This window comes from Thiothrix caldifontis, assembly GCF_900107695.1.
Taxonomy (GTDB): Bacteria; Pseudomonadota; Gammaproteobacteria; order Thiotrichales; family Thiotrichaceae; genus Thiothrix; species Thiothrix caldifontis.
The window spans coordinates 1-22,371 of sequence record NZ_FNQP01000033.1; the positions used below are offsets into that span (position 1 = coordinate 1).

26 protein-coding genes are annotated in these 22,371 nt (G+C 55.0%); 16 read left to right on the forward strand and 10 right to left on the reverse strand.

What is annotated here, in order from left to right; all coding sequences use genetic code 11:
• The 5 genes from BLV87_RS17060 to BLV87_RS17080 form a co-directional block, all read right to left on the reverse strand.
• On the reverse strand, positions 1-996 hold a 996-nt coding region (locus BLV87_RS17060; RefSeq protein ID WP_139282219.1), incomplete at its 3' end, for an efflux RND transporter permease subunit.
• Positions 997-1,005: 9 nt separating this feature from the next.
• The gene (locus BLV87_RS17065) at positions 1,006-2,442 is read right to left on the reverse strand and encodes an efflux RND transporter periplasmic adaptor subunit (protein WP_093070639.1); all 1,437 of its coding nucleotides are present in this window, start codon (positions 2,440-2,442) and stop codon (positions 1,006-1,008) included.
• 95 nt (positions 2,443-2,537) lie between these two features.
• On the reverse strand, positions 2,538-2,876 hold the full coding sequence (locus BLV87_RS17070; protein ID WP_093070640.1) for a hypothetical protein: 339 nt from the start codon (positions 2,874-2,876) through the stop codon (positions 2,538-2,540).
• 78 nt (positions 2,877-2,954) lie between these two features.
• A complete protein-coding gene (locus tag BLV87_RS17075) occupies positions 2,955-3,356 on the reverse strand; it encodes an MBL fold metallo-hydrolase (protein ID WP_093070642.1) in 402 nt (133 codons plus the stop codon).
• A gap of 17 nt (positions 3,357-3,373) precedes the next feature.
• Positions 3,374-3,652, reverse strand: coding sequence for a hypothetical protein (locus tag BLV87_RS17080; protein WP_093070643.1), 279 nt, complete (start codon positions 3,650-3,652; stop codon positions 3,374-3,376).
• Positions 3,653-3,759: 107 nt separating this feature from the next.
• On the opposite strand from BLV87_RS17080, the gene BLV87_RS17085 reads away from it, so the two are divergent.
• The 8 genes from BLV87_RS17085 to BLV87_RS17120 all read left to right on the forward strand — a co-directional run bounded on the left by BLV87_RS17085 (position 3,760) and on the right by BLV87_RS17120 (position 11,168).
• Positions 3,760-4,266, forward strand: a complete 507-nt coding sequence (locus BLV87_RS17085) for an arsenate reductase ArsC (RefSeq protein WP_093070645.1) — start codon at positions 3,760-3,762, stop codon at positions 4,264-4,266.
• 4 nt (positions 4,267-4,270) lie between these two features.
• Positions 4,271-5,335: an ACR3 family arsenite efflux transporter gene (gene arsB, locus BLV87_RS17090; protein ID WP_093070646.1), complete on the forward strand. Its 1,065-nt coding sequence runs from the start codon at positions 4,271-4,273 to the stop codon at positions 5,333-5,335.
• Positions 5,336-5,355: 20 nt separating this feature from the next.
• Positions 5,356-5,802, forward strand: a complete 447-nt coding sequence (locus BLV87_RS17095; protein ID WP_093070648.1) for an ArsI/CadI family heavy metal resistance metalloenzyme — start codon at positions 5,356-5,358, stop codon at positions 5,800-5,802.
• A 136-nt stretch (positions 5,803-5,938) separates the two neighbouring features.
• Positions 5,939-6,967 carry a sensor histidine kinase gene (locus BLV87_RS17100; protein WP_217630025.1) on the forward strand — a complete coding sequence of 343 codons (1,029 nt, stop codon included), beginning with the start codon at positions 5,939-5,941 and terminating at the stop codon, positions 6,965-6,967.
• Positions 6,967-7,668 carry a response regulator gene (locus tag BLV87_RS17105; protein WP_093070650.1) on the forward strand — a complete coding sequence of 234 codons (702 nt, stop codon included), beginning with the start codon at positions 6,967-6,969 and terminating at the stop codon, positions 7,666-7,668. The genes BLV87_RS17100 and BLV87_RS17105 overlap by 1 nt, the downstream gene beginning before the upstream one ends.
• Positions 7,662-9,113, forward strand: coding sequence for a TrkH family potassium uptake protein (locus BLV87_RS17110; RefSeq protein ID WP_093070651.1), 1,452 nt, complete (start codon positions 7,662-7,664; stop codon positions 9,111-9,113). The genes BLV87_RS17105 and BLV87_RS17110 overlap by 7 nt, the downstream gene beginning before the upstream one ends.
• 27 nt (positions 9,114-9,140) lie before the next feature.
• Positions 9,141-9,800: a potassium channel family protein gene (locus BLV87_RS17115; RefSeq protein ID WP_093070653.1), complete on the forward strand. Its 660-nt coding sequence runs from the start codon at positions 9,141-9,143 to the stop codon at positions 9,798-9,800.
• A 3-nt stretch (positions 9,801-9,803) separates the two neighbouring features.
• Positions 9,804-11,168, forward strand: coding sequence for a TrkH family potassium uptake protein (locus BLV87_RS17120; protein ID WP_093070655.1), 1,365 nt, complete (start codon positions 9,804-9,806; stop codon positions 11,166-11,168).
• A gap of 3 nt (positions 11,169-11,171) precedes the next feature.
• Here BLV87_RS17120 and BLV87_RS17125 read toward each other — a convergent pair whose 3' ends face one another.
• On the reverse strand, positions 11,172-11,906 hold the full coding sequence (locus BLV87_RS17125; RefSeq protein WP_093070657.1) for an MBL fold metallo-hydrolase: 735 nt from the start codon (positions 11,904-11,906) through the stop codon (positions 11,172-11,174).
• Positions 11,907-12,007: 101 nt separating this feature from the next.
• Complete coding sequence (locus tag BLV87_RS17130) at positions 12,008-12,676, reverse strand: ArsR/SmtB family transcription factor (RefSeq protein ID WP_093070659.1); 669 nt, start codon at positions 12,674-12,676, stop codon at positions 12,008-12,010.
• Positions 12,677-12,760: 84 nt separating this feature from the next.
• On the opposite strand from BLV87_RS17130, the gene BLV87_RS17135 reads away from it, so the two are divergent.
• From BLV87_RS17135 to BLV87_RS17170, 8 genes are read left to right on the forward strand one after another with little or no spacing between them, the layout of a single operon-like run.
• Positions 12,761-13,981 carry an MFS transporter gene (locus tag BLV87_RS17135; RefSeq protein WP_093070660.1) on the forward strand — a complete coding sequence of 407 codons (1,221 nt, stop codon included), beginning with the start codon at positions 12,761-12,763 and terminating at the stop codon, positions 13,979-13,981.
• A 3-nt stretch (positions 13,982-13,984) separates the two neighbouring features.
• On the forward strand, positions 13,985-14,947 hold the full coding sequence (locus BLV87_RS17140) for an AAA family ATPase (protein ID WP_245707066.1): 963 nt from the start codon (positions 13,985-13,987) through the stop codon (positions 14,945-14,947).
• Positions 14,944-15,861 (forward strand): DUF58 domain-containing protein, encoded by a 918-nt coding sequence (locus BLV87_RS17145; RefSeq protein WP_175518032.1) that lies wholly within the window; start codon positions 14,944-14,946, stop codon positions 15,859-15,861. Before BLV87_RS17140 ends, BLV87_RS17145 begins: the two co-directional genes overlap by 4 nt.
• Positions 15,858-16,190 (forward strand): DUF4381 family protein, encoded by a 333-nt coding sequence (locus tag BLV87_RS17150; RefSeq protein ID WP_093070664.1) that lies wholly within the window; start codon positions 15,858-15,860, stop codon positions 16,188-16,190. Before BLV87_RS17145 ends, BLV87_RS17150 begins: the two co-directional genes overlap by 4 nt.
• Positions 16,187-17,185 (forward strand): VWA domain-containing protein, encoded by a 999-nt coding sequence (locus BLV87_RS17155; RefSeq protein ID WP_093070666.1) that lies wholly within the window; start codon positions 16,187-16,189, stop codon positions 17,183-17,185. Before BLV87_RS17150 ends, BLV87_RS17155 begins: the two co-directional genes overlap by 4 nt.
• Positions 17,152-18,192, forward strand: coding sequence for a vWA domain-containing protein (locus BLV87_RS17160; protein ID WP_139282220.1), 1,041 nt, complete (start codon positions 17,152-17,154; stop codon positions 18,190-18,192). The genes BLV87_RS17155 and BLV87_RS17160 overlap by 34 nt, the downstream gene beginning before the upstream one ends.
• Positions 18,179-18,892, forward strand: a complete 714-nt coding sequence (locus BLV87_RS17165) for a tetratricopeptide repeat protein (RefSeq protein ID WP_093070669.1) — start codon at positions 18,179-18,181, stop codon at positions 18,890-18,892. Before BLV87_RS17160 ends, BLV87_RS17165 begins: the two co-directional genes overlap by 14 nt.
• Positions 18,886-19,896 (forward strand): BatD family protein, encoded by a 1,011-nt coding sequence (locus BLV87_RS17170; protein WP_175518034.1) that lies wholly within the window; start codon positions 18,886-18,888, stop codon positions 19,894-19,896. Before BLV87_RS17165 ends, BLV87_RS17170 begins: the two co-directional genes overlap by 7 nt.
• A 2-nt stretch (positions 19,897-19,898) precedes the next feature.
• Here the strand turns inward: BLV87_RS17170 and moaA are convergent, their stop codons facing one another.
• Genes moaA through narI form a run of 3 tightly spaced genes read right to left on the reverse strand, consistent with a single transcriptional unit; the run spans position 19,899 to position 22,370 of the window.
• A complete protein-coding gene (gene moaA / locus BLV87_RS17175; RefSeq protein WP_093070672.1) occupies positions 19,899-20,888 on the reverse strand; it encodes a GTP 3',8-cyclase MoaA in 990 nt (329 codons plus the stop codon).
• 54 nt (positions 20,889-20,942) lie between these two features.
• The gene (locus BLV87_RS17180) at positions 20,943-21,689 is read right to left on the reverse strand and encodes a peptidylprolyl isomerase (protein ID WP_093070674.1); all 747 of its coding nucleotides are present in this window, start codon (positions 21,687-21,689) and stop codon (positions 20,943-20,945) included.
• A gap of 3 nt (positions 21,690-21,692) precedes the next feature.
• Positions 21,693-22,370, reverse strand: a complete 678-nt coding sequence (gene narI / locus BLV87_RS17185) for a respiratory nitrate reductase subunit gamma (RefSeq protein WP_093070675.1) — start codon at positions 22,368-22,370, stop codon at positions 21,693-21,695.
• Position 22,371 lies beyond the last annotated feature (1 nt).

Consider the following 22,371-nt stretch of genomic DNA (forward strand, 5'->3'; position numbering starts at 1 on the left):
CTTTACCCCCGCTGGTAGGTTGCGGTTGATCTCTGCCAAAGCACTTTCCACTTCGCGGGTGAGCTTGACCGTATCGACACTAGGCTGTTTTTGCACCGACAGGATGACCGCCGGTTTGCCCATGAAACTGGCTTCCCCGCGCTTTACCCCTGCGGCAAATTCCACCTTCGCAACTTGTTGCAGCAGAATAGGCACGTTGTCACGGTGTGCTACCACCAGTTGCTGCATGTCTTCCAGCTTGGTGGTGCGCCCAATGTTGCGGATCAGGTATTCCTGCGACTGTGCTTCCAGAAAGCCGCCGCTGGTATTGCTGGCAAAGCCGTGCAGCGCGGTTTGCAACTGGCTGATGCTGATCTTGAGGCGTTCCATGTTTGCCACATCGGGGGTAATGCGGTACTGGCGTACTTCGCCGCCCATCGGGATCACTTGCGATACCCCCGGAATCCCCAGCAAGCGCGGACGCACCACCCACTCCGCCAAATCCCGCACCTCCATCGGTGTTGCTGTCTTACCCCCTTCACCCCTTGCGGGGGAAGGGGTGGGGATGGGGGGGGCTTCCGCCGTCATTGCCACCAGCAAAATCTCACCCATGATCGAACTGATCGGCGACATTTGCGGCACAACGCCCGCCGGTAACTGGTTGGTAACTGCTCCGAGTCGCTCGGAAACTTGCTGGCGATTACGGTAAATGTCCGTCCCCCAGCCAAACTCCACGTACACAATCGACAAGCCCACGCCGGAGACGGAACGTACCCGCGTCACGCCTTCCAGCCCGTTCATCGCCGTTTCCAGCGGGAAGGTGACTAGTTGTTCGACCTCTTCCGGGGCGATACCTTCGGCTTCGGTCATCAGGGTGACGGTGGGTTTATTGAGGTCGGGGAATACATCCACGGGCAATTGCCGCAGGGTAAACAGCCCATACAACATCAGCAGCAATGCCCCCATCAACACGAACAAGCGTTGTTTCAGGCTGATCTGGATAATCGCGTTAAACATGGCAACCCCCTAGCGCACTTGCGACAGCAAGACCGCGCTGCTGGTGACGGCGCGGATACTGCTGTTCGGCAAGCCTTCGGTAATGATTACGGTATCGGCATCCAGCGTTTGCAGCTTGACGGTGTGCGGGGTGAAACGTTCGGCGGCGGTTTTTACCCACACGGTTGGCTGTTGCTGGTTATTGTTGACCACGCTGCTGGCGGGTAAGGGTGTGCCTTGGATGCTGGTGCGGGTTTTCACGGCGAGTTTGAGCGGTTGCCCGATGGTGAGGGTAGATTCTCCTCTCGCTTCCACCTTAAAACGGAGTGGTAGGGCTTGGTTGCGCAGTTGTTGGCTGCTACCGATGAAGTCCAGTGTCAGGGTTTTGCCATTGAGGGTGGTGGTTGCACCTGTGATTTGTGCCGCTACCGACGCGTCGTAGGCGAGGGCTTCGACTTGTAACTGTGCCGGGTCGATGATTTCAAACAGGACATCGCCTGCGTTGGCTTGTTGCCCTAACACTACCCTGGCACTGCTGATAATGCCGGATAGTGGGGCAAGCAGCGGTTGTGGCTGTTGCGCAAGGTGGCTTTGCAGGGCTTTAAGGCGGGCGTTGAGGGTCTCGGCAGTATTGCGGGCGGCATCGACTTCCATTTGTGGAATAACGCCTGCAATGCTAGTCAGTCGTGCGGCGTTTTTCTCTGCCAATGCCAGTTCGGAGCGTACTTCAGCGATTTTGTCTTGCTGGTCGCCCTTGTCGGTATTGCTGGCGGCGGGTTCGAGGATGGCGAGGATTTGACCTTTTTTGACCGTGCTGCCAATGCTGGGGAAACCGTCTTCCGGGGCAAGCAAGCGTCCGCTCAGCGGCGGTTGAATCACGGCACTGGCATTCGGGTCAGTCACCACCACGCCATTAAAGGTGACACGTTGGGCAACCGTTTGCGGTTTGCTGGTCGTGGTGTGTAAGCCAAGTATTTGTTGGAACGCTTGCGGCATGAACACGCTGCCATCCGTCAAGCGGGTGGCTTGTGCTGTGCCATTGCTAAACGCCAGTTTGCCCACCAGCAAATCGTTAACGCCCTTGGCTTGCACGGTTGCCAGCAATTCGCGTTTGTCCGCTTGTTGCAACCATGCTGCCTCTGTTTCACCTATGCCGTTGGCATCAGTTTGCAGCAACAGCTTTTGCCCCTTGCTTTCCAGCTCGATGTTGGCATTGGGAATCGGGGTGTTGTCGCGGAAATGGCTGGCATACAGGGTCAGTTTGCCGTCATGGAGTGCGCCGAGCAATTCCACGTCGGGCGATTGTAATTCCCAGTGTATGCCGCTGTTATTGGGGGCAATAATGGGCGCAGGGGGCGCGTCATCGTGGCTGTGGTCTTCGCCACCGTGGGCAAATACAGCCAAGGGGAGGCTTGCCATACCCGTGAGCAAGCTGCCGCTTAATACGGCAACCATCTGTTTTTTCATGACTTTTATGTCCAATACTGTAGGTCGGGCTTTAGCCCGACAAAAATGTTGCAATGGGTTGCGGGGGGATGTCGGACTGAAGTCCGACCTACAGTTCAGGCAATCGGTGGGCGGTAGGGTACGTCAGCAGCTGCTGGCAATACCTGTGGGGAGAAGACTCGCGAGATGAAACCGTTTGGCGGTACAACAGCAGGCAGCATTGGCAAGCTCAGGACAAATTGTGCGTGCTGGAGTTGGTCGCAATGGCAAGTATCAGCGGAAACTTGTGCCGACTGCTGTTTTTGCATCTCAAGACAGCAGCGATGGTTAGTGGCTTGTGATTCCATCATCATCGTCTGCGGCATGGTTGGCACATGATGGCACACCATCGACGCTGACCAGACTGGCAGGGCAGCCATCAGCAAGATGAGGAATGTGACAATGTGCTTGCGCATACGATTAGTAAATACCTGTATGATTTGGGTTCAAACATAGCAAAAGTCTCAAGTATAGGCAAATGCCCCGTCCAGACATTACTCCGCTTCTAGCTGCAAGTACGTCTGATGCACATTGCGCCCATGCAAGTCTTTGGACAGTTTGAGGAAGTTGAATTTATCATCCGCTGACAAGCGTTTAACCGCATCGCCCAAATCTTCCATCGCCTCTAGCGACTTGCCGACCTCCGTTACCAGCCAATCGAGGTAATCGCCGGTATTTTTCTGCGCGGCAGCCAAATCGCTGGGTGCACCATGCCCCGCAATGACGTGTTCGGGCTTGAGTTCCGCCATTTTCTTGAAAGTTGCTTGCCAGTCTTTTACTTTGGAAATTTCCGGCAATACGCCCAGCATCCGCTCGTTGAATACCATATCGCCCGTGAATACCAGCTTTTCCTTGGGCAACCACAGCACCGCATCGCCGAGGTAACGCAAGGACATTTCCACGCCACCGATGGTTAGGGTTTTTCATCGCCCTCAAAGGTTTCGCTGGCGTATTCCACTTGCAGGTCTTCGGGCTTGCCGCCAATCGCGCTGGACAAGCGTACCCCGTCGGCGGTGATAATAAAGCCAGTGGTGTTATTCAAACCTTGGTTGTCGGCACTGCGTTGGTCGAGTTCGCCGATGATGGCATACACGTTGTCGGTGACTTTTTGGGTGGTGGGTTCAAAAGCGTGAGCGAGTGGCGCGGCTAATAGCAGCAAGCCGATGAGTCCTGATGAGAGTTTGCTTAACATGGTGGAATCCTTAAATGAATATTCTATGACACAAAACATGCACCATTTCATATATTTGATTTGGCGAATATTATATACTTCTTTTCCATATCAGCAAGAGGCATACCATGTACAACGTTCTGTTCCTTTGCACCGGCAACTCCGCCCGCAGCATTATGGCGGAAGTCATCCTCAATCGTCTGGGGATTGGTAAGTTCAAGGCATACAGCGCGGGCAGCCACCCACGCGGCGAAGTCAATCCACTAACGACTAGTTTACTTCAACGCCTGAATTATGAAACCGCTGATTTGCGTAGCAAAGACTGGGCAGAATTTTCCACACCGGATGCCCCCAAACTCGATTTCGTGTTCACGGTGTGTGACAAAGCGGCGGCGGAAATGTGTCCGGTATGGGCGGGTCAACCAATGACCGCGCACTGGGGTGTACCGGATCCGGCAGAAGTAAGCGGCGATGATCTGACCCGTCTGGCAGCATTCCGCGAAGCCTATCGCCAGCTTCACAACCGCATTGACATCTTCGTCAATCTGCCCCTCCACGCGCTGGATGAGCTGACATTGCAACAACACCTGCATGAGATTGGCAATACCACCTTGTCAGCGGCAAAGGAGGCTTAACGGTATGAGCGCCCAATGTGAAGTCACTGCCAAACGCTCCGCCGGTGCGCCAATGGGTCTGTTTGAACGCTACCTGAGCCTGTGGGTACTGCTGTGCATTCTGGTGGGTATCGCACTGGGCAGCCTGATTCCTGATGTGTTCCAAGGGATTGGGCAAATGGAAGTCGCCCAAGTCAACTTGCCAGTGGCGCTGCTGATTTGGCTGATGATCATTCCGATGTTGCTGAAAATTGACTTCCGTGCCTTGCATGAAGTCAGCCAGCACTGGAAAGGCATTGGCGTTACGCTGTTCATCAACTGGCTGGTAAAGCCGTTTTCGATGGCGTTGCTGGGCTGGCTGTTTATCCGCGTGTTGTTTGCCGACTGGCTGCCTGCGGAACAACTCGATAGCTATATTGCAGGGCTAATCCTGCTGGCAGCCGCACCGTGTACCGCGATGGTATTTGTGTGGAGCAACCTGTCAGATGGCGAGCCGCATTTCACCCTGTCGCAAGTGGCATTGAATGACCTTATCATGATCTTCGCCTTTGCCCCGCTGGTCGGCTTGTTGCTGGGAATTTCAGCCATCAGCGTACCTTGGGATACCTTGCTGCTCTCTGTGGTGATTTATATCGTGATGCCGGTTGTGATCAGCCAAGCGTTGCGCCAATGGCTACTCGCAACCGGCAAACTGACGGCAACACTGCAAACCTTACAACCCCTTTCCCTGCTGGCATTATTGGCAACGCTGGTATTGTTGTTTGGGTTTCAGGGGCAACAACTGCTGGAACAACCGCTAATCATTCTGTTGCTGGCAATCCCGATCCTGATCCAAGTGTATTTCAATTCAATGCTGGCGTATTGGCTTAACCGCCAATTTGGTGTGGCGCATTGTGTGGCAGCGCCATCAGCATTGATCGGCGCCAGCAATTTCTTTGAGCTGGCGGTGGCGACCGCGATTGTGCTGTTCGGTTTCAATTCCGGTGCGGCATTGGCAACGGTGGTGGGCGTATTGGTGGAAGTACCGGTCATGCTGTCGGTGGTTGCGATCGTCAACCGTACTCGTGGCTGGTATGAAGCCGGTCGTTAATCAGTAGAGGAGAATTTTGGATGAAACGTTTTCATGTACATTTATCGGTCGATGATCTGGCACAAAGCATCGGCTTTTACAACAAGCTGTTTGGGCAAACGCCCAGTGTCGAGCGCAGCGATTACGCCAAATGGATGCTGGAAGACCCACGGGTAAACTTTGCCATTTCCGCACGCGGTCACACACTGGGGGTAAACCATTTCGGTTTTCAGGCAGAAGACGCGGCGGAATTGCAGGAGTTGAAACAGCGGGCGCAAATGGCAGCGGGTGATGCGGTGCTGGATCAGGGGGAAACCGCGTGTTGCTATGCCAAAAGCGACAAGCACTGGACAGTCGACCCCGCCGGTTTTGCGTGGGAACACTACCAAACAATGGGCGAACTCCAAGAGTTTGGGGTAGACCGTGCTGATACATCCGTGGATTGTTGCGTTCCGCTGGATAGCGTGAAGAAGTCAACATGCTGTTGAAATATACAGCACACATCTGAGTTTTCAGTTTCTTTACGTAAATTTTACGCCATTGCCGCACAGCACTATTGTCTTTTTACGCCCCCACGCTCTAGCCTAAGCCACGAGTTAATCACCGGTGTCGTTGGTGCAAAGCGTGTTTAAAGCATTAGAAAAATACCATTATCTGGCTGCCTTGTTGATCATGCTATTGGCGTTGCTGGTTTCCCTGTTATTGGGAAGCTGGTTTTTGCCGCGCTTGGGCGTGTTGCTCATTTTGCAACTGGGCGTGGGCGTCGTTGCGTTTGTCGGGCAACGTGCCTCCGCCATCCTCGCTGGGGTATTTGGCGCAGTGGCATTCAATTACTTTTTCACCGAACCGCGTTACACCTTGCACATGCACGAGGTGGAAGACACCGTGAGTATGCTGGTATTCATGGTGATTGCGCTGCTGACCAGCCAACTGGCAATGTTGTACCGGCGGCAACAGGCGGAATTGCAACATACCCGCCTGCGTTCCAGCATTCTGCTCTCGGTTTCCCACGATCTGCGTACCCCACTCGCCAGCATTATCGGCACATTGAGTACCTTGCAAGCCTACCGCGAGCGGCTGCCTGCCGCCGAACAGGATGAATTAATCAACGGCGCGTTGGAAGAAAGCCACCGGTTGCACCATTACATCGAAAACGTGCTGCAAGCCACCAAAATTCAACACGGCGCAATGAATTTCACCACCACCATTCAGCCGCTCATGCCGATTGTGCAACAGGTGCTGAAACGGGTGGACAACCCCAGAGTTCGGCTCGACGTACTGCCCCCCCTGCCCGAAGTCAAGGTACGCGAATCCTTGCTGGCACAAGCCCTGTATAACCTCGTCGACAACGCCCTGAAATATTCCCGCACTGCCGTCATTCTCAAACTGCGCTTTGCTGCCCCTTGGGTAGAAATCACCGTGACGGATTACGGCGCAGGCATACCGGAAACCTTACGCCACAAAGTGTTTGAATCGTTTTATTCCACCCGCAGCGGGGATAGCGGCGAAGGCGGCACGGGTTTGGGCTTGACGGTTGCCGCTGGGATTATTCATGCGCATCAAGGTCACATCGACATGCTGCCCACCACTGCACCGGATGCACCGTTTGGTGTACGCATCCGCTTACCTGCCGTCCCAGAGGAACAAGCCTAATGCAACAGCGTATTTTGCTCATTGATGATGAAGTGCAAATCCGGCGTTTCATGCGCATTTCCTTGCAGGCGGAAGGGTTTGCGTATTTGGAAGCCAGCAATGCCCGCCAAGGTATCGACATGATTGCGTTGGAAAGCCCTGATCTGGTGATCCTCGATTTGGGCTTGCCGGATGAAGACGGTTTCAAGGTCTTACAAACCTTGCGTTCCTGGAGCAATTTGCCGGTATTGGTACTCACCGCCCGCGATGCCGAAGAGGAAAAGGTCAAACTACTGGAAGGTGGCGCGAACGATTATTTGAGCAAACCGTTTGGGATTCGCGAATTGATTGCGCGGGTACGGGTGTTATTGCGCGATTTAAAAGAGAGCAGCAACGAGGAAACCACCCCGGCACGGTTAGTTTTCAACGATTTGGAAATTGATATTCCCAATCATCAGGTGTGGCATAAAGCGCAATTGCTGACCTTATCCCGCAAGGAGTTTGCCTTACTGGTGATGTTGGCGCGGCATCCGGGGCGTTTGATTACGCAACAACAGTTGCTCACCAGCATCTGGGGTAAAAGCCATGTGGAAGATACCCATTACCTGCGCATTTTTGTCAGCCAGTTGCGGAAAAAGCTTCAGGATAATGCCGATGACCCGACCTATATTTTAACCGAGCCGGGCATTGGCTATCGGTTTATCCCCTTACCCTTATGTTAAATCTGGCGAATACCCTGCTGCTGCTGTCCGTGCCGGTGCTGTGGATGGGGGTGGTGCAATTGTGCTTTGGGCTGTTATCCCGCTGGGTGTTTGACGATGACTTGATGCTGATCTTTGTCGAATCCGCGCTACCGATAATTCTGGTGGCACTGGCTATGCTGTTGATTGTGTGGAAACGCCGCCTGAAAACGGTGTCGTACCGCGATGCTTTATTATTTGCCACACTGACATGGGTCGTCACTGGCGTATTGGGAGGGCTGCCCATTATGCTGATTGCTCAGGTCAGTTTTACCGATGCCGTGTTTGAATCCATCAGCGCCCTGACCACCACGGGAGCAAGCATCCTGATTGGGCTGGACAGTATGTCCCCCAGTTTTCTGCTTTACCGCCAATTTTTGCAATGGATGGGCGGATTGGGTGTGGTGATTTTCGTGGTAGCGGTGCTGCCAATGCTAAACGTCGGCGGGATGCGGTTATTACGTGCCGAAACGCCGGGGCCGGTCAAAGATGACAAGCTTACCCCGCGCATTGCACACACCTCGCATTATTTGTGGCTGGTATACGTGCTGATCACGGTCTCGTGTGTGCTGGCGTATTACATGGGTGGCATGACATTTTACGATGCACTAGCACACAGCTTTTCCACGGTTTCAACCGGGGGATTTTCGACGCATGACAGTGGCATGTGGTTTTACGAAAGCCATTGGCTGCTGGCTATCAGTAACGTGTTTATGTTGTTGGGAGCGCTCAATTTTGCGCTGCATTTCAGCTTTTTATATTCCGGCAAACCCAGTGTGTATTGGCGCAATGAAGAAGCGCGGGTATTCCTGCTCGTCGTTACCGTGTTATCACTCGGACTCGCCGCATGGCTATGGTTACATGGGCGTTACGGTGTTGGCGATGCTCTGGGGTTTGCGTTTTTTGAAGTCAGTACCTTCATCACCAGCACGGGATTTACGGCGGCTGATTTGACAAGCTGGCCACCGGGAACCGATTTATTTCTGGTGGCTGTGGCTTATCTGGGAGGCTGCGCGGGGTCAACGGCGGGAGGCAATAAATTTATCCGCAACATTGTGGTCTTCAAGTTGTTTCGTCACCTGTTGCAACGGGCGCTTCACCCCCATGCGATGCTGCCGATCCACTACAATGGCGAGGTAGTGGGTGATGCGGTACTCAATGCAATCATGGCTTTCCTGTTTTTAGCGGCAACCAGCAGCGTGGTGTTCACCTTGCTGCTGATGATGACGGGTTTGGATGCTTGGTCAGCGTTTACCGCCGTTGCCGCCTGCATCAATGTGCTGGGGCCGGGGTTTGGCGTAGTCGGCAGTAATTTCCAACCAGTCAGCGATGCGGGGATCTGGATGCTTTCCGCTGCCATGATTATCGGGCGGCTGGAATACCTGACAGTATTTGCGTTGTTGTTGCCTGCGTTCTGGCGTTATTGAATGATTAAATAGGATCAGGAGTGAACTGTGGAACGATTTTTGGTGATTGGCTTAGGGCGCTTTGGCACTGCGATTGCTAAGGAATTAGTCAGACTGGGCAATATTGTCGTCGGGGTCGACACCGATGCTAAGTTGGTCAACCGCTTAGCGGATTCCTTCACTGAAGCCCTGATTGCAGATGTTACCGATGAGCAAGCATTGCGCGAACTGAATGCTACACAATACGATGCTGTGGTCGTGGCGATTGGTAGTAGTCTGGAAACCAGTATCCTGTGTATTTTGCACCTGAAAACCTTGGGCGTGAAAAATATCTGGGTGAAAGCGGCTTCCAAGGCACACCACACCATTTTATCCAAGCTGGGTGTCACCCGCGTGATTCATCCCGAAGTGGAAATGGGTGTGCGTATCGCTCAAGCCTTAAACTACCCGATGATTAACCAGTTCATGCGCTTAGGAAATGGGATCTATCTGGTCGAAGTCGAGGTTAAACCCCAATGGCATAACAAAACCCTGCGTGAAATTTTCAGCCAACTCAGTGGGGCTGATAGTGTGCAAGCCGTTACAGTAAAACGCAAAACCGAGATAAAAACGGTATTGCCCAAAGATTTTGTCTTGCTGGAAGAAGATCGGCTGGTGTTGGCAGGCTCACAGTCTGCCCTTAAATCATTGGCTAAACGGTGGTTTTAGCGCATGAGAATCTGGCGTTTTTATCAGCGATTCTCGCGGGTTAAGTCTGGGCGTGGGCGGCTTATTCACCTCAGCCCACCGGCACTGCTGACGCTGGGCTTTTTACTGTTAATCGCCTTGGGTAGCGGATTGCTCAAACTCCCGATTGCCAGCCATGCACCGACCACTTGGTTAGATGCGGTGTTTACCGCGACGTCAGCCGTGACTGTGACCGGGCTAGTGGTGGTGGATACCGGCACGCACTTTACCCTGTTTGGGCAAGTAGTCATTGCCTTGCTGATCCAAGTCGGTGGCTTGGGTTTTATGACCTTTGCAGTGGTAGGCGCGATTATGCTGGGTACGAAAATCAGTTTTATCCAGCAACGGGTGGCACAGGAGGCGTTCAACCAAACCAGTTTGGATAAAGTGATGCAAACGGCTAAAGCGGTGCTGGTTTATTCGCTGTTGATTGAAGCCGTGGGTTTTATCTTGTTAACACTCACCTGGCAGTCAAGTTTAGGATGGCGACAAGCGAGTTGGGAAGCCTTCTTTTATACCATTTCGGCGTTCAACAATGCGGGGTTTGCCCTGAATGCTAATGGCCTAATCCCTTATGTGAGTGATTGGGGGGTTAATCTGATCATTACCAGCTTATTCATTATCGGCGGGATTGGTTTCACGGTATTGATGGATATTTGGCAGAAACGCCGCTGGCATCAATTTAGCACCAATACACGCCTGATATTGCTGGCAACCCTGATAATCAATACGTTGGCATTTTTGTTGATTTGGCTACTCGAAGCCAATAATCCGGCTACGTTGGGCAATCTGTCGTTATCGGATCAGGCACTCGCCGCTTGGTTTCAGGCGGTAACACCACGGACAGCGGGGTTTAATACGCTGGATATTGCTGCGATGACTAATGCCTCTATTGTGTTGATTTTATTGCTGATGTTTATTGGTGGTGGCTCATTGAGTACCGCAAGTGGGTTAAAAATCGGCACTTTTGTGGTGTTAATGATGGCAACTTATGCGTTTCTGCGCCAACGTCAGGATGTCACCGTGCTAAAACGTACCATTCCGCTGGTACAGGTGATGAAGGCATTGTCCTTGGCGATGACCTCCATGCTACTGATCTTTCTTGGCATTTTTATTCTGGATGCCACCGAAAATGCCACTTTCCTAAATATCGTCTTTGAAGTGGTATCGGCAATGAGTACCGTCGGACTATCACTAGGCTTAACCGGGCAATTGAGCGAAGCGGGGCGGGTGGTAGCCATTTTCCTCATGATCGCCGGACGCTTAGGGCCGCTAACCCTAGCCTATTTGGTCGCCCGCCCCCATAAAAGGCGCATTCGGTACGCTGATGCGAGTCTGCAAATTGGCTAATGCTTACGTCCCGCTCACATTGCGGCGGATAATCTCTACCATGCCTTCCGGCTGTGGCGGTAAATCGGCTAAAATTGCCGCCACAAACGCCGCTTTATCCGTCAGCAACGCCGTATTAAACCGCCTTTCAAACGCAATCGTGGACGACGGTTTGCCCGAAATCCCCGCGCCGCACACGCTACCCGCTTGCGCACCGGGGAAAATTTCAACGTGATCCGGCAAGGTCAGCAGCTTGTTGAACAGCGAATCGTGCAGCAAGCCGCCCATGCGTTCCTCTTCACCGCGCAAATCGGGTCGTCCTGCACTGCCCACAAACAGCGTATGCCCACTCAATAAAAACCAGGGTTCAGCACTGCGGCGCACATCCGATACCAGCAAGCAAATGCTATCCGCTGTATGCCCCGGTGTGTGCAGCACTTGCGCAGTCACATTGCCGATGGTTAACACTTGCCCATCCTTGAGCGCGGTAAACGCAAATTGCGGCGTGGAACTTTCGTGCAAGCAATATTCACCGCCGCAGCGTTGCGCCAGTTCACGCCCACCGGATACGTGGTCGGCGTGGATGTGGGTGTCGATCACGTAATCAATTTTCACCGCCTGTTGCGCGGCTTGCTGCAAAAACCACTCCACGTCTTCGGCATGGACATCGACTGCGATGGCGTGACCTTTGCCACCACAGCCAAACAAATAAGCAAGCGAGGAAGGGTTGGATGGTGCGGCACGTTGCAAGAAAAACATGAGAAAACTCCTCTGTTGTGAGAGTGAAGAGGGCGTATGCAATACGCCCCTACAGGGGATGATCTGCGTAGGGGCGTATTGCATACGCCCTCTTCTGAAGGTTATGTCGGTGTTGTGTAAACAGGTAATCCAGCGGCTTTCCATTCGGGCAAGCCATCGACAAGGCGCACGGCGTTAATGCCATGCCCACGCAAGGCTTGCACCATCTGGTAGGAATACACGCAATATGGCCCACGGCAATACGCGACGATGGTTTTGCTGTCATCAAGTTCGTGCAGGCGTTCGGCGACTTCTTCCGGCAGCAGGTGAATTGCGCCGGGGATGTGTCCGGCGGCATATTCGGCTTGTGGGCGCACATCCAGCACGGTGACTTCATCGCGTTGAATGCGGGTCAGCAATTCTTCCGCGCTAATGGCTTCCATCGCTTGTTTGTCGGTCAGGTAGGTGTGGGCAAGCCGTTCCACTTCTGCCAGATGCAATTCCGCCGTGCGCCGCAAACTGGCAATCAGTTGCACCACGTCATCTCCTGTAAGGCGGTAGCAACGGCGTTTGCCATCCGTGCGTACATTCACCAGCGCGGCTTGCTTGAGGATTTGCAAATGCCGCGAGGTGTTGGCTACGGTTAAATTAGCAAGCTGGCTGAGTTCTTCCACGCTGCGCTCGGTTTGTGCGAGGTAGTCGAGGATTTCCAGGCGTTGCGGGGAGGCAAGTGCTTGCGCAATCAGGGCAAATTGGGCGTTAACGTGCTGTTTGAAACCGGGGGATGACATCAGGGATTTCTCATTCAATTGATGAGTTGAATGATTGCATGACAATGCGTATCCTGCAAGCTGTTTCCACCACAGGTTTTTTTCATGCCCCAGCTTCAGCACGGTATTCAAGCCAATCTCGCGCAAATCTTGCACCAGTTGTTACAGGTGTTTCTGGTGGGGTTAACCATCGGTATGACGCGCACTGTCGTCCCCGGTTTGGCGGAAACCGAATTCGGGTTAGGTGGGCAACAATTCTTTTTGCTGACCACGTTTGTGGTGGTATTCGGCGCGGTTAAAGCGGTGATGAATCTGTTTGCGGGGCGGTTTTCCGACCGTTTTGGGCGTAAGCGGGTGTTGATTGCGGGGTGGGTTGCGGCGTTACCGATTCCTTTCCTGCTACTCTACGCGCCGAATTGGGGTTGGGTCGTCGCCGCCACCGCGCTGCTCGGCATTAACCAAGGCTTGTGCTGGTCGATGACCTTGAACAGCAAACTCGATATGACTAACCTGAATCAGAAAGGGCTGGTCAATGGGATGAATGAGTTTTCTGGTTATGCGGCGGTTGCCTTGGCGGGTGTTGTTACCGCATGGTTGGTGGAGGTGTACGGCGCACGGCTGGGCTTGTTTCTATTTGGCACAACGGTGATTGTGCTGGGCTTACTATTGGCGGTTCTCGTGGTGAAGGAAACGCGACCGTGGGCATTGGCGCACATTCAGGGAATAAAACCCGCGCCCGCACCATCATTAGGGCAAGCCTTTTGGTACGCGAGTTGGCAAAACCGCAACCTGTTAGCCTTGAATCAGGCGGGATTGGTGGAAAAGTTCACCGATGCATTGGTCTGGATAATCCTCCCCATCTGGTTCGTATCGCAAAATCTGACGCTAGTGCAGGGCAGTTCCATCATCGGTGTTTACGCGCTGGTGTGGGGCGCAAGCCAGCTTATCACGGGATCAGCTTCTGACCGTTTCGGGCGCAAGCCGCTAATCGTCGGCGGCATGTGGCTGTGCGGCATCGGCGTATTGCTGCTGGTACTCACCCACAGCGTATGGCTGTGGACGCTGGAAGCGGGGCTAATCGGTTTCGGCATGGCAATGCTTTACCCCACGCTGGGCGCAGCAGTCGCCGATGTCAGCCCCCCCGCGCAACGCAGCACTTTGCTGGGCGTCTACCGTTTCTGGCGCGACTTCGGGTACGCGGTAGGTGCGCTCAGCATGGGCTTGCTGGCACAATGGGCGCAAGGCTTGGACGTAACCTTCTGGCTGGTCGGGGTAGCGATGCTGCTCTCCGGCGCGTGGGTTGCGCTGGCATTCACCAAGGAGTAACCCGTGCAAACCCAAACCGAATTCCTGCAACTGCGCTCCCATCTCGAACAGGTGATCGTCGGGCAATCCGCCTTACTCGACCGCCTAATGATTGCGCTGCTCACGGGCGGGCATATCCTGCTGGAAAGCCTGCCCGGTCTGGCAAAAACCACCGCTGTCACCACGCTTGCCAGCGGAGTCCACGCCAGTTTCCAGCGCATCCAATTCACACCGGATTTGATGCCGGGGGATTTGACCGGAACGGATATTTTCGAGCCGCAACACGGCACATTCCGCTTTATCGCAGGGCCGTTATTCCACGAAATCGTGTTGGCGGATGAGATCAACCGCGCTCCGCCCAAAGTGCAATCCGCGCTGCTCGAAGCCATGCAGGAACACCAGATCACCGTCGGCGGCGTGACCCGCCCCTTGCCCGAACTCTTCATCGTGATGGCAACGCAAAACCCGCTGGAACAAAGCGGCACGTACCCCTTGCCCGAAGCGCAACTCGACCGCTTTTTGCTGCATGTGGTGCTGCAATACCCCACGCCTGCCGACGAATTACTGATCTTGCAACGTGACCGGGCACGGCATTACGGCGCGGATAAACCCGTGCTGCATTCGCCCTTGCACCCGCAGCAAGTCCTACAAGCTCGACGCGAAGTTGCCGAAGTCCACGTTGCACCGGAACTGGAGCGGTATATTGTTGCGCTGGTTGGGGCTACCCGCGATTTGGGGCAGTTTGATGCGGCGTGGGCAGAGTATTTGCAGGTGGGAGCATCGCCGCGTGCGTCGATTGCGTTGCTGCGAGCCAGCAGTGCCTTGGCGTATTTGCGTGGGCGTGAGTATGTTGTGCCGGATGACATTATCGACATTGCGCCGGATGTATTGCGCCATCGCTTGGTGCTGGGGTATGCGGCACGGGCGGCGGGCGTGGATGCGAATGCGGTGGTGCACAAGGTGCTGGCGGGCGTGGCGATTCCGTGAAACTGACATTTCCCCCACTCCTTACCGAAACCGAACTGCAAGCACTCTACCAACGCGCCCGCAGTGCAACCGCTGACAGTTCCCTGCAAAACCTGCTGGAACAACGCCAAGCCGGTGACGTAGCTTCACGCTATCGCGGGGCAGGGCTGGATTACGCCGAAAGCCGCCCCTACCAACCCGGCGACGAACCGCGCTTTATGCACTGGAGCGTTACCGCCCGCACTGGCAAACCACACGTCAAACAATTCCGCGAAGAACGCCGCCCCGCTGTTTTCATCGTGTTGGATCGGCGCAGTGCCATGCGTTTCGGCACAAAAGTACGCCTCAAAGCCGCGCAAGCCGCCCGTGTTGCTGCACTCGTCGCGTTCGCAGCGACACAACAAGGCTGGGCTGTGTCCGGCGTAATCTTGGAAGCGCAACCGCACTGGTTTCCCACCTCCACCGATACCCATGCTGTATGGGAGTTTGTGCGCCAGTGCGCGGCAACTTGCCCACCATTACTGCCGACGGATGAACCCGCTTTGGCAAGCATTTTACCGATTATCAATGCGCAATTAGTGCGTGGCACACACGTCTATCTACTCAGCGATTTCACCGATCTGGACGCGGCTTGTGAAGCACATATCCTGCAACTTCGCCAGCATCACCCGCTGTTCACGGTGCAAGTACTGGACACTGCCGAATGCGAATTACCCGCTGCCGGACGTTTGCACCTGCAAGGGCTGGATGGCATTACCCACTGCGTCAATCTGGCTGACCCCGCGTTGCGTGAACAGTTTCGCCAGCAAGCGGCGGCGTTGCATGACGGGCAAGCGCAACGTCTACGCGGCTGGGGTTGCCATTGCACCCAACTGCTGGCAGAAGTGGATGCGCCAGAATTGGCAGTGCCATTACCGCATGGGGTGGGGACATGAACACCACACTGCACGATCTCGAACTGCCTCCTGAACCATTGCCGATCATCCTATGGTGGCTGGCAGCAGTCGTGGTCATCCTGTTGTTGGCAGGCTTTTGGGGGTATTGGCGCAAACGCCAGCGTCCTATTACGAAGGCTTTGCGCAAGCTGGCAATGCTACCCGATGATCCTGCGAACCTGTCACAACTGGCGACTATTGTGCGCGAAGCAGGGCTTACTTCCCCCGCAGCACTCGACCACGCCCGCTTCGCTCCAACGCCTTGTACGTCTGAAACCTTCGCAGCCCTCAAACGCGAAGTCCGTACCCTGCTGGAGCAAGCCCGATGAACATCGACTGGCTCACTCCGTATCTGGCTTTAATACCTGTGGTGTTATGGTTGGCTTCGACTTCGCTCAGCCAACGGACACAGCGTTCCCTGAGCGAGGCCGAAGGGAACACGGGAAGCGGGATCTTTCTTCACCCGCTGGCACACCTGTTACCAGCCACCAAAATCCCCACATGGCAACGCCACCTCCAACACGCCCTCTTCACATGGCTGTGGCTCTGCCTAACCCTCGCCATCGCCCAACCCGTACAACGCGGCGCAAAACTCCCCGACTTGCCGCCCGAACGCGACATCCTGCTACTGGTAGACGTATCCATCAGCATGACCCTCACCGATTACAACCTCGACGGACAACCGCGCAGCCGCATGGACGTACTCAAAACCCTATTGCACGATTTTGCCAACCGCTTGCAAGGCGAACGCCTCGGCATGATCGTGTTCGCCGAAAACCCCTACCTGCTCGTGCCGTTGACCCGCGACCCCACGCTGGTGCAACGCCAACTGCAACGCCTCACCCCAACACTGGCAGGGCGCGTCAGTGCCGTCGGCGATGCCATTACTCTCGCGCTCAAGGAAGCAGGCAAACAACCGCAGCGCAAACCCATTTTCGTACTATTCACCGATGCCGACGAATCCATCGGGCGCGTCGACCCCGAAGCTGCCGCCGCACTCGCCGCTGAAAGCAAGATTCCGCTGTACAGCATAGCGATTGGCTCAACCGCCGCCACGATGGAAGGCGACACCGGCGGATTAGCCTACCACCCCGTCAACCTCGCCCTGTTACAAACACTCTCAGCACGTACCGGCGCAAAAACCTACCAAGCCGGTGATGCGCAAGCGGTGGAACAAGCCCTCGCTGACATTACCCGCCAACACCAAAACGCAGCGGAACAAACCCCGCGTTACCAACAGCAACCGCTTTACCACTGGCTACTACTCGCAGGCTTATTGCCGCTGATGCTTTGGCAACTCTGGCAACGGTGGGCAAACGCATGACGCTGTGGCAAACCTTACACTGGCGCGAATCATTATGGCTGTTGCTGGCACTGTTCCCGCTACTCCTTGCCGCATGGAGCTATTTCCAGCAACACCGCCAAGCGCAAACCTACGCCGCCCCACATTTATTGCCGTGGGTACAAGTGACCACCAGCCAACACGGGTGGCGCACACTGCTGTCACCGCAAACGCTGTGGGCTACCGCATGGATACTATTCGCCATCAGCCTTGCAGGGCCGCGCATTCCGCAAACCCAACCCGATGACCTGCGCCCCGCCCAATTCGACGTGCAGGTGGTGCTGGACATTTCGCGCTCCATGCAAGCCACCGACCTTGCCCCCAACCGCCTGCAACGCGCCGCGCTGGAATTGCACGAATTCCTCAGCCTTGCCCAAGGTAGCCGCATCGGGATCGTGGTGTATGGCGCACGCCCGCACCTATTCGCGCCGCTGACTAACGATGCCAACGCCGTGCGCTTTTACCTGCAACATCTGGAATCGCTGGTGTTGCCGACACACGGCACTGACCAAGCCGCCGCACTCGAATTCGCCCAGCAAGAACTCGCGGCTCGTGAACAAAAATTGCCCGCTGCGGCGCTATGGATTACCGATGGCGATATTCCCGCCGAGCAGCACACCGCTTTGCAAACCCGTGCGCAAGCCCTAAAAGCGGCGGGTATTCCGTTGTACAGCCTTGGTGTCGGCACAGAAGATGGCGAAGCCATCCCACTCCCCGGCGGCAAATGGTTGGAACATAACGGACAAGCGGTGCGTTCGCGCCTCGACAGTACCTTGCTACAAAGCCTGACAGCACAAGCGGGCGGTGCGTACAGTGCGGTGAAAGACGATGCCAGCGACTGGAAAACGCTGTACACCAACGGCATTGCGCAAGCCTTTCCAGCCACCGCCAGCGATGCGCAACAGTGGCAAGAATTGTATGTATGGACATTATTGCTGGGAATAGTGTGCGTATGGTTGGCAGTGTGGAGGCGGCATGATGAAAACTAAGTTACTGCTCATGGTGTTACTGCTGCCGACGTATTCACACGCTGATGAAGTCGATTTAACCAACGGCATCGAAGCCTACCGTGCCGAACACTACGACACTGCCACCCAACACTTCACCGCCGCCGTGTTCGCCGCCCGCAACGATACCGAACGCGCCCGCGCCCTACACAACCTCGGCAACAGCTACTTCCAACAAGGCGATTACGCTGCCGCAGCGCAAGTCTTCCGCGATGCCCTAACCTATCGCCCTGAATACTCAGCTACCCAGCAAAACCTCGACCTTGCCGCCAAGGTACAAGCCGAACTCGAACGCCACCGCGCAGCCGGACAACGCACTGCTGCCGACAACGCAAGTACTGGCGCACGCCGCGAACGCAACACCAACGCCCTCGACTGGGATCAAGCCAGCACCCTCACCCTAGGCGAAGGCAAAGACGCACCGGTAAACGCCCCACCGCCCGATTTACCCCCAGACTTCGACAAACTGATCGACAAAGGCATGGCACGATTAGCAGAAATGGGCGCAACCGACCCGCAAACTTGGCGCAAAAGCCAACAATCGCTCGACGACGCTCGCATTGCCTTGCAACAATTCGATGACGACCCCGCCGCTTTATGGAAACGTCTGTTTGAGGTCGAAGAAGGCTACCCCACCCCACAAACCAAACCGAATGAATTACCGGGAGTCCTGCCGTGGTAGCTGATTTGCATTGGACAATCCAGCTCGAAGACGTGCAAGTCTGGCAGCGCGAACGCACCACGTTGACCGTAGCAGTGCAATCCACCGACCGCTTCGCCACCCTCGAAACCAGCTTGCCGCGCATTGAAGGTGTCGATGTGCAAGCCCTGCCTGCCACCAATGAAGCGGGTACTGATGGCAAACGTATCCTGCGCCTGACTTGGCAATTGTCTGCCCATACCCCCGGCAAGCAAACCCTTCAGCTTCCTATCATCCGCTACAACCTCAACGGACGCGATGCCGCGCAATGGCAACCGCCCGTGCAAAAGTTGGAGGTGCAAGCCCTGCCCCCGTATTTGCCGCCGACCATCCCCGTCGGTAATGTGCAAATCGACTCCCACATCGAACCTAGTGGCATATTGCAACCGGGGCATATGGCCTATTGGCACATCCGTTTGCACAGCGACGCAGTAAACACGGCACAATTCCCGCCAATTCTCAAACAAATGCGCAGCAGCGGAGTGGAATTATTCCCTGCGAAAGTTGACAAACCTGCCAGTGACGGCGGGCAATACCGACTCGAATACCACATCCCCTTCAAGCCGCAAAGCAGCGGACGGCTGGATTTGCCCACCTTGCAATGGCATTGGTTTGCCCCTGAAACGGCACGTTTGGAACACAGGCAATACACGCCACCACGCCCGTGGGTATTGGGTTGGATTTGGCGTGGTGTAATGGGCGTGTTTAGTCTGCTGGCATTGTTGGCAAGCCTATGGTTTGGCGTAAAGCTGGCAGACAAATACGGGCAGCAATGGCGCAGTAAACGCCGTATTTTACAGGCACTACAAATGCCAGATTCCCCACACAGGGTACAAAAAGCGATGCGTGAGTGTGCTACTGCCCACGGTTGGGCGGAAAATCTCAGTGTGGCGCAATGGTTAACTTGTTGGGAACAGCATTACGGTACAGCGGATAACTTACGCATTCAGCTACAGGCCATGGAACGCGCAAGATTTGCAAAGTGAGACTATTTACCCCCCGTCATCGACATAAACCGCAACACCTGCGTTTGCATCTGGTTGAAGGTATGCTCCAGTGGTTTCAGCCACAACGCCTTGCGGATCACGCTTTGCAACGCCACATCACTGATTCCCGCCCGCAATAATGGACACAATGCCACGCTGTGTTCCTGCCCCAAACACAAGTACAACGTGCCACCCACACCCAGCCGCACGCGGTTACAGGTCGCACAAAAGTGCTGCGAAATCGGCGTAATAAACCCAATCTTCAACCCCGTAGCGCCGATGGTGTAATACTGTGCCGGGCCACCGCCTTCCATAATCGACGGCAACAAATTGTAGTGTTCCGCCAGCCGTGCCTTAACCGTTTGCAGGCTCAGGTAATACGAATCGCGGGCATTGCGCCCCGTTTCGCCCATCGGCATGGTTTCGATAAAACGCAGGGTAAAGCGGTGTTCCAGACAGAATTCCACCATATCCAACACTTCGTCGTCGTTAATGCCCTTCATCACCACCATATTGATTTTGATGGGGGCAAACCCGGCGGCTTTGGCTGCCATCAAGCCAGCCATGACTTTATCCAGCTTGCCTTTGGTAATCAGTTGGAAACGTTTGGGTTGCAGGCTATCGAGACTAATATTGAGACGGGAAACACTTGCCTGTTTGAGTGCCACCGCCTCCTGCGCGAGACGATTGGCATTGGTACTTAAGGATAAATCGGTGATGCCGGGTAATGCTGCCAGCCGCGTTGCCAGTTCGGGCAAGCCCTTGCGTACCAAAGGTTCACCCCCCGTCAAGCGCAACCGGCTCACACCCAAGGCGGCAAACGCTGCCGTGACCCGCTCAATTTCATCAAAACTCAGCCAATGATCCGGCACGGTATAATCGTTGAAGTGTTCGGGCATACAGTAAAAACACCGCAGGTCACAGCGATCCGTCACCGATACCCGCAAGTAGCTAATTTCACGCCCAAACGGGTCAATCAATCCATTACCCATACACCACCTCATGAAGAAAAAAACGGGCGATATTGCTACCGCCCGTACCCCCGGTCAGTGGCTTACTTCCGACCGGTTTCGGAGGGTCTCAAAAACATCGCCACCCAAGATTTGCACATACTGGCTCAATGCTTTGCGCGTCACTTGCTCATGCAAATACTGGCGGATGCGCGTTACCACAAGTTCATATTCCAACGGCTCACCTTCCACCCGCTGATCCACCCGCACCAGATGAAAACCGAAGCGCGTTTCCACCGGCTGGGTGCTCAGTCCAACAGGCAAGCGCCACACCTGCCGCTCAAATTCCACCACGGTTTGCCCTTTCGACAATTGCCCCAGACTGCCGCCCTGCCCCGACGATGGGCAAGCCGAATACTGCTGCGCCAGTGCCACAAAGCTATCGGGGTCAACCTGCAATTGCCGCAATAACTGGGTCGCCAGAATGCGCTGCTGGTCACGTTGCTGCACATCCTCTGGTGCTGCGGGCAACAGGATATGGCTTACCGCCAGCAATACCGGTGTATGGAAACGCCCCCGATTGCTGTGGAAGTAATGCTGGCATTGCTCCTCTGTCGGTTCAGGCACTTGCAATTCCTGCTCCAACAACAAGGCGGTACGCTCCTCTTCGGTTGCCGCCTCAATGCCCAACGCATTGGCACGTTGCTCCAGCAAGGTTTTCACCACCAAGCTGGTAGCAGCGGCTTGCCAAGCGTCGTCCATCTGTTCGGCGGGGTGATATTGCAACTCGCGGGCAATCGCTTCAGCGGTGATGGTGTCATTGCCGACTTGAATGCTATTCATAGCTTAACCCCGCGCCCGCACGATCTGATACTGACGATTCACGTATTGCACCGGCACGCTCCAGATATGCACCAAACGCGTAAACGGGAACAGCAGGAAAATGGTCAGACCGAGGAAAATATGCAGCTTAAAGATAAAGCCCACATCCGCCAGATGCGCCGCCGCACCGCCTTTAAAGAACACAACGGATTGCGCCCACTCCGCCAGTTTCAGCATATTGCTGCCATCCAAATGCCCTAAGGTCGGAATGATGGTCAGCAAACCCAGTGTCACTTGCACCAGCAAAATACCAATCACCACCAAGTCCATCGTCGAACCGGTAGCGCGTACCCGTGGATCATTCTTACGACGCATGAACAGCAAGAACGCGCCATACCAGCAAGCCGCCCCTGCAATACCACCAATGAGAATCGCCAGCACTTGCTTCGTGCCCGGAGACATAAACGGTTCATACAACCAATGCGGGGTCAGCAAACCGACCAAATGCCCGAAGAAAATCACCAAAATGCCCACATGGAACAAATTGCTTGCCACGCGCATTCCGCTGTTGCTCAACATCTGGCTAGAACCTGCCCGCCAGGTATATTGCGCTTGGTCGTATCGCAGCCAGCTACCGATCAAAAACACCGCCCCCGCTACGTAGGGGTACAGCCCAAAGAAAAGTGAATCAAAGTAAGACATA

What these genes read in the sequence shown, in the direction of transcription:
- BLV87_RS17180 (WP_093070674.1), bottom strand. Translation starts at nt 21,689, where the DNA reads ATGAATAGCATTCAAGTCGGCAATGACACCATCACCGCTGAAGCGATT.
- BLV87_RS17165 (WP_093070669.1), top strand. Translation starts at nt 18,179, where the DNA reads ATGATGAAAACTAAGTTACTGCTCATGGTGTTACTGCTGCCGACGTAT.
- BLV87_RS17105 (WP_093070650.1), top strand. Translation starts at nt 6,967, where the DNA reads ATGCAACAGCGTATTTTGCTCATTGATGATGAAGTGCAAATCCGGCGT.
- BLV87_RS17155 (WP_093070666.1), top strand. Translation starts at nt 16,187, where the DNA reads ATGAACATCGACTGGCTCACTCCGTATCTGGCTTTAATACCTGTGGTG.
- moaA (WP_093070672.1), bottom strand. Translation starts at nt 20,888, where the DNA reads ATGGGTAATGGATTGATTGACCCGTTTGGGCGTGAAATTAGCTACTTG.
- BLV87_RS17080 (WP_093070643.1), bottom strand. Translation starts at nt 3,652, where the DNA reads ATGTTAAGCAAACTCTCATCAGGACTCATCGGCTTGCTGCTATTAGCC.
- BLV87_RS17125 (WP_093070657.1), bottom strand. Translation starts at nt 11,906, where the DNA reads ATGTTTTTCTTGCAACGTGCCGCACCATCCAACCCTTCCTCGCTTGCT.
- BLV87_RS17075 (WP_093070642.1), bottom strand. Translation starts at nt 3,356, where the DNA reads ATGTCCTTGCGTTACCTCGGCGATGCGGTGCTGTGGTTGCCCAAGGAA.
- BLV87_RS17120 (WP_093070655.1), top strand. Translation starts at nt 9,804, where the DNA reads ATGAGAATCTGGCGTTTTTATCAGCGATTCTCGCGGGTTAAGTCTGGG.
- arsB (WP_093070646.1), top strand. Translation starts at nt 4,271, where the DNA reads ATGAGCGCCCAATGTGAAGTCACTGCCAAACGCTCCGCCGGTGCGCCA.
- BLV87_RS17085 (WP_093070645.1), top strand. Translation starts at nt 3,760, where the DNA reads ATGTACAACGTTCTGTTCCTTTGCACCGGCAACTCCGCCCGCAGCATT.
- BLV87_RS17095 (WP_093070648.1), top strand. Translation starts at nt 5,356, where the DNA reads ATGAAACGTTTTCATGTACATTTATCGGTCGATGATCTGGCACAAAGC.
- narI (WP_093070675.1), bottom strand. Translation starts at nt 22,370, where the DNA reads ATGTCTTACTTTGATTCACTTTTCTTTGGGCTGTACCCCTACGTAGCG.
- BLV87_RS17130 (WP_093070659.1), bottom strand. Translation starts at nt 12,676, where the DNA reads ATGTCATCCCCCGGTTTCAAACAGCACGTTAACGCCCAATTTGCCCTG.
- BLV87_RS17110 (WP_093070651.1), top strand. Translation starts at nt 7,662, where the DNA reads ATGTTAAATCTGGCGAATACCCTGCTGCTGCTGTCCGTGCCGGTGCTG.
- BLV87_RS17135 (WP_093070660.1), top strand. Translation starts at nt 12,761, where the DNA reads ATGCCCCAGCTTCAGCACGGTATTCAAGCCAATCTCGCGCAAATCTTG.
- BLV87_RS17070 (WP_093070640.1), bottom strand. Translation starts at nt 2,876, where the DNA reads ATGCGCAAGCACATTGTCACATTCCTCATCTTGCTGATGGCTGCCCTG.
- BLV87_RS17065 (WP_093070639.1), bottom strand. Translation starts at nt 2,442, where the DNA reads ATGAAAAAACAGATGGTTGCCGTATTAAGCGGCAGCTTGCTCACGGGT.
- BLV87_RS17150 (WP_093070664.1), top strand. Translation starts at nt 15,858, where the DNA reads ATGAACACCACACTGCACGATCTCGAACTGCCTCCTGAACCATTGCCG.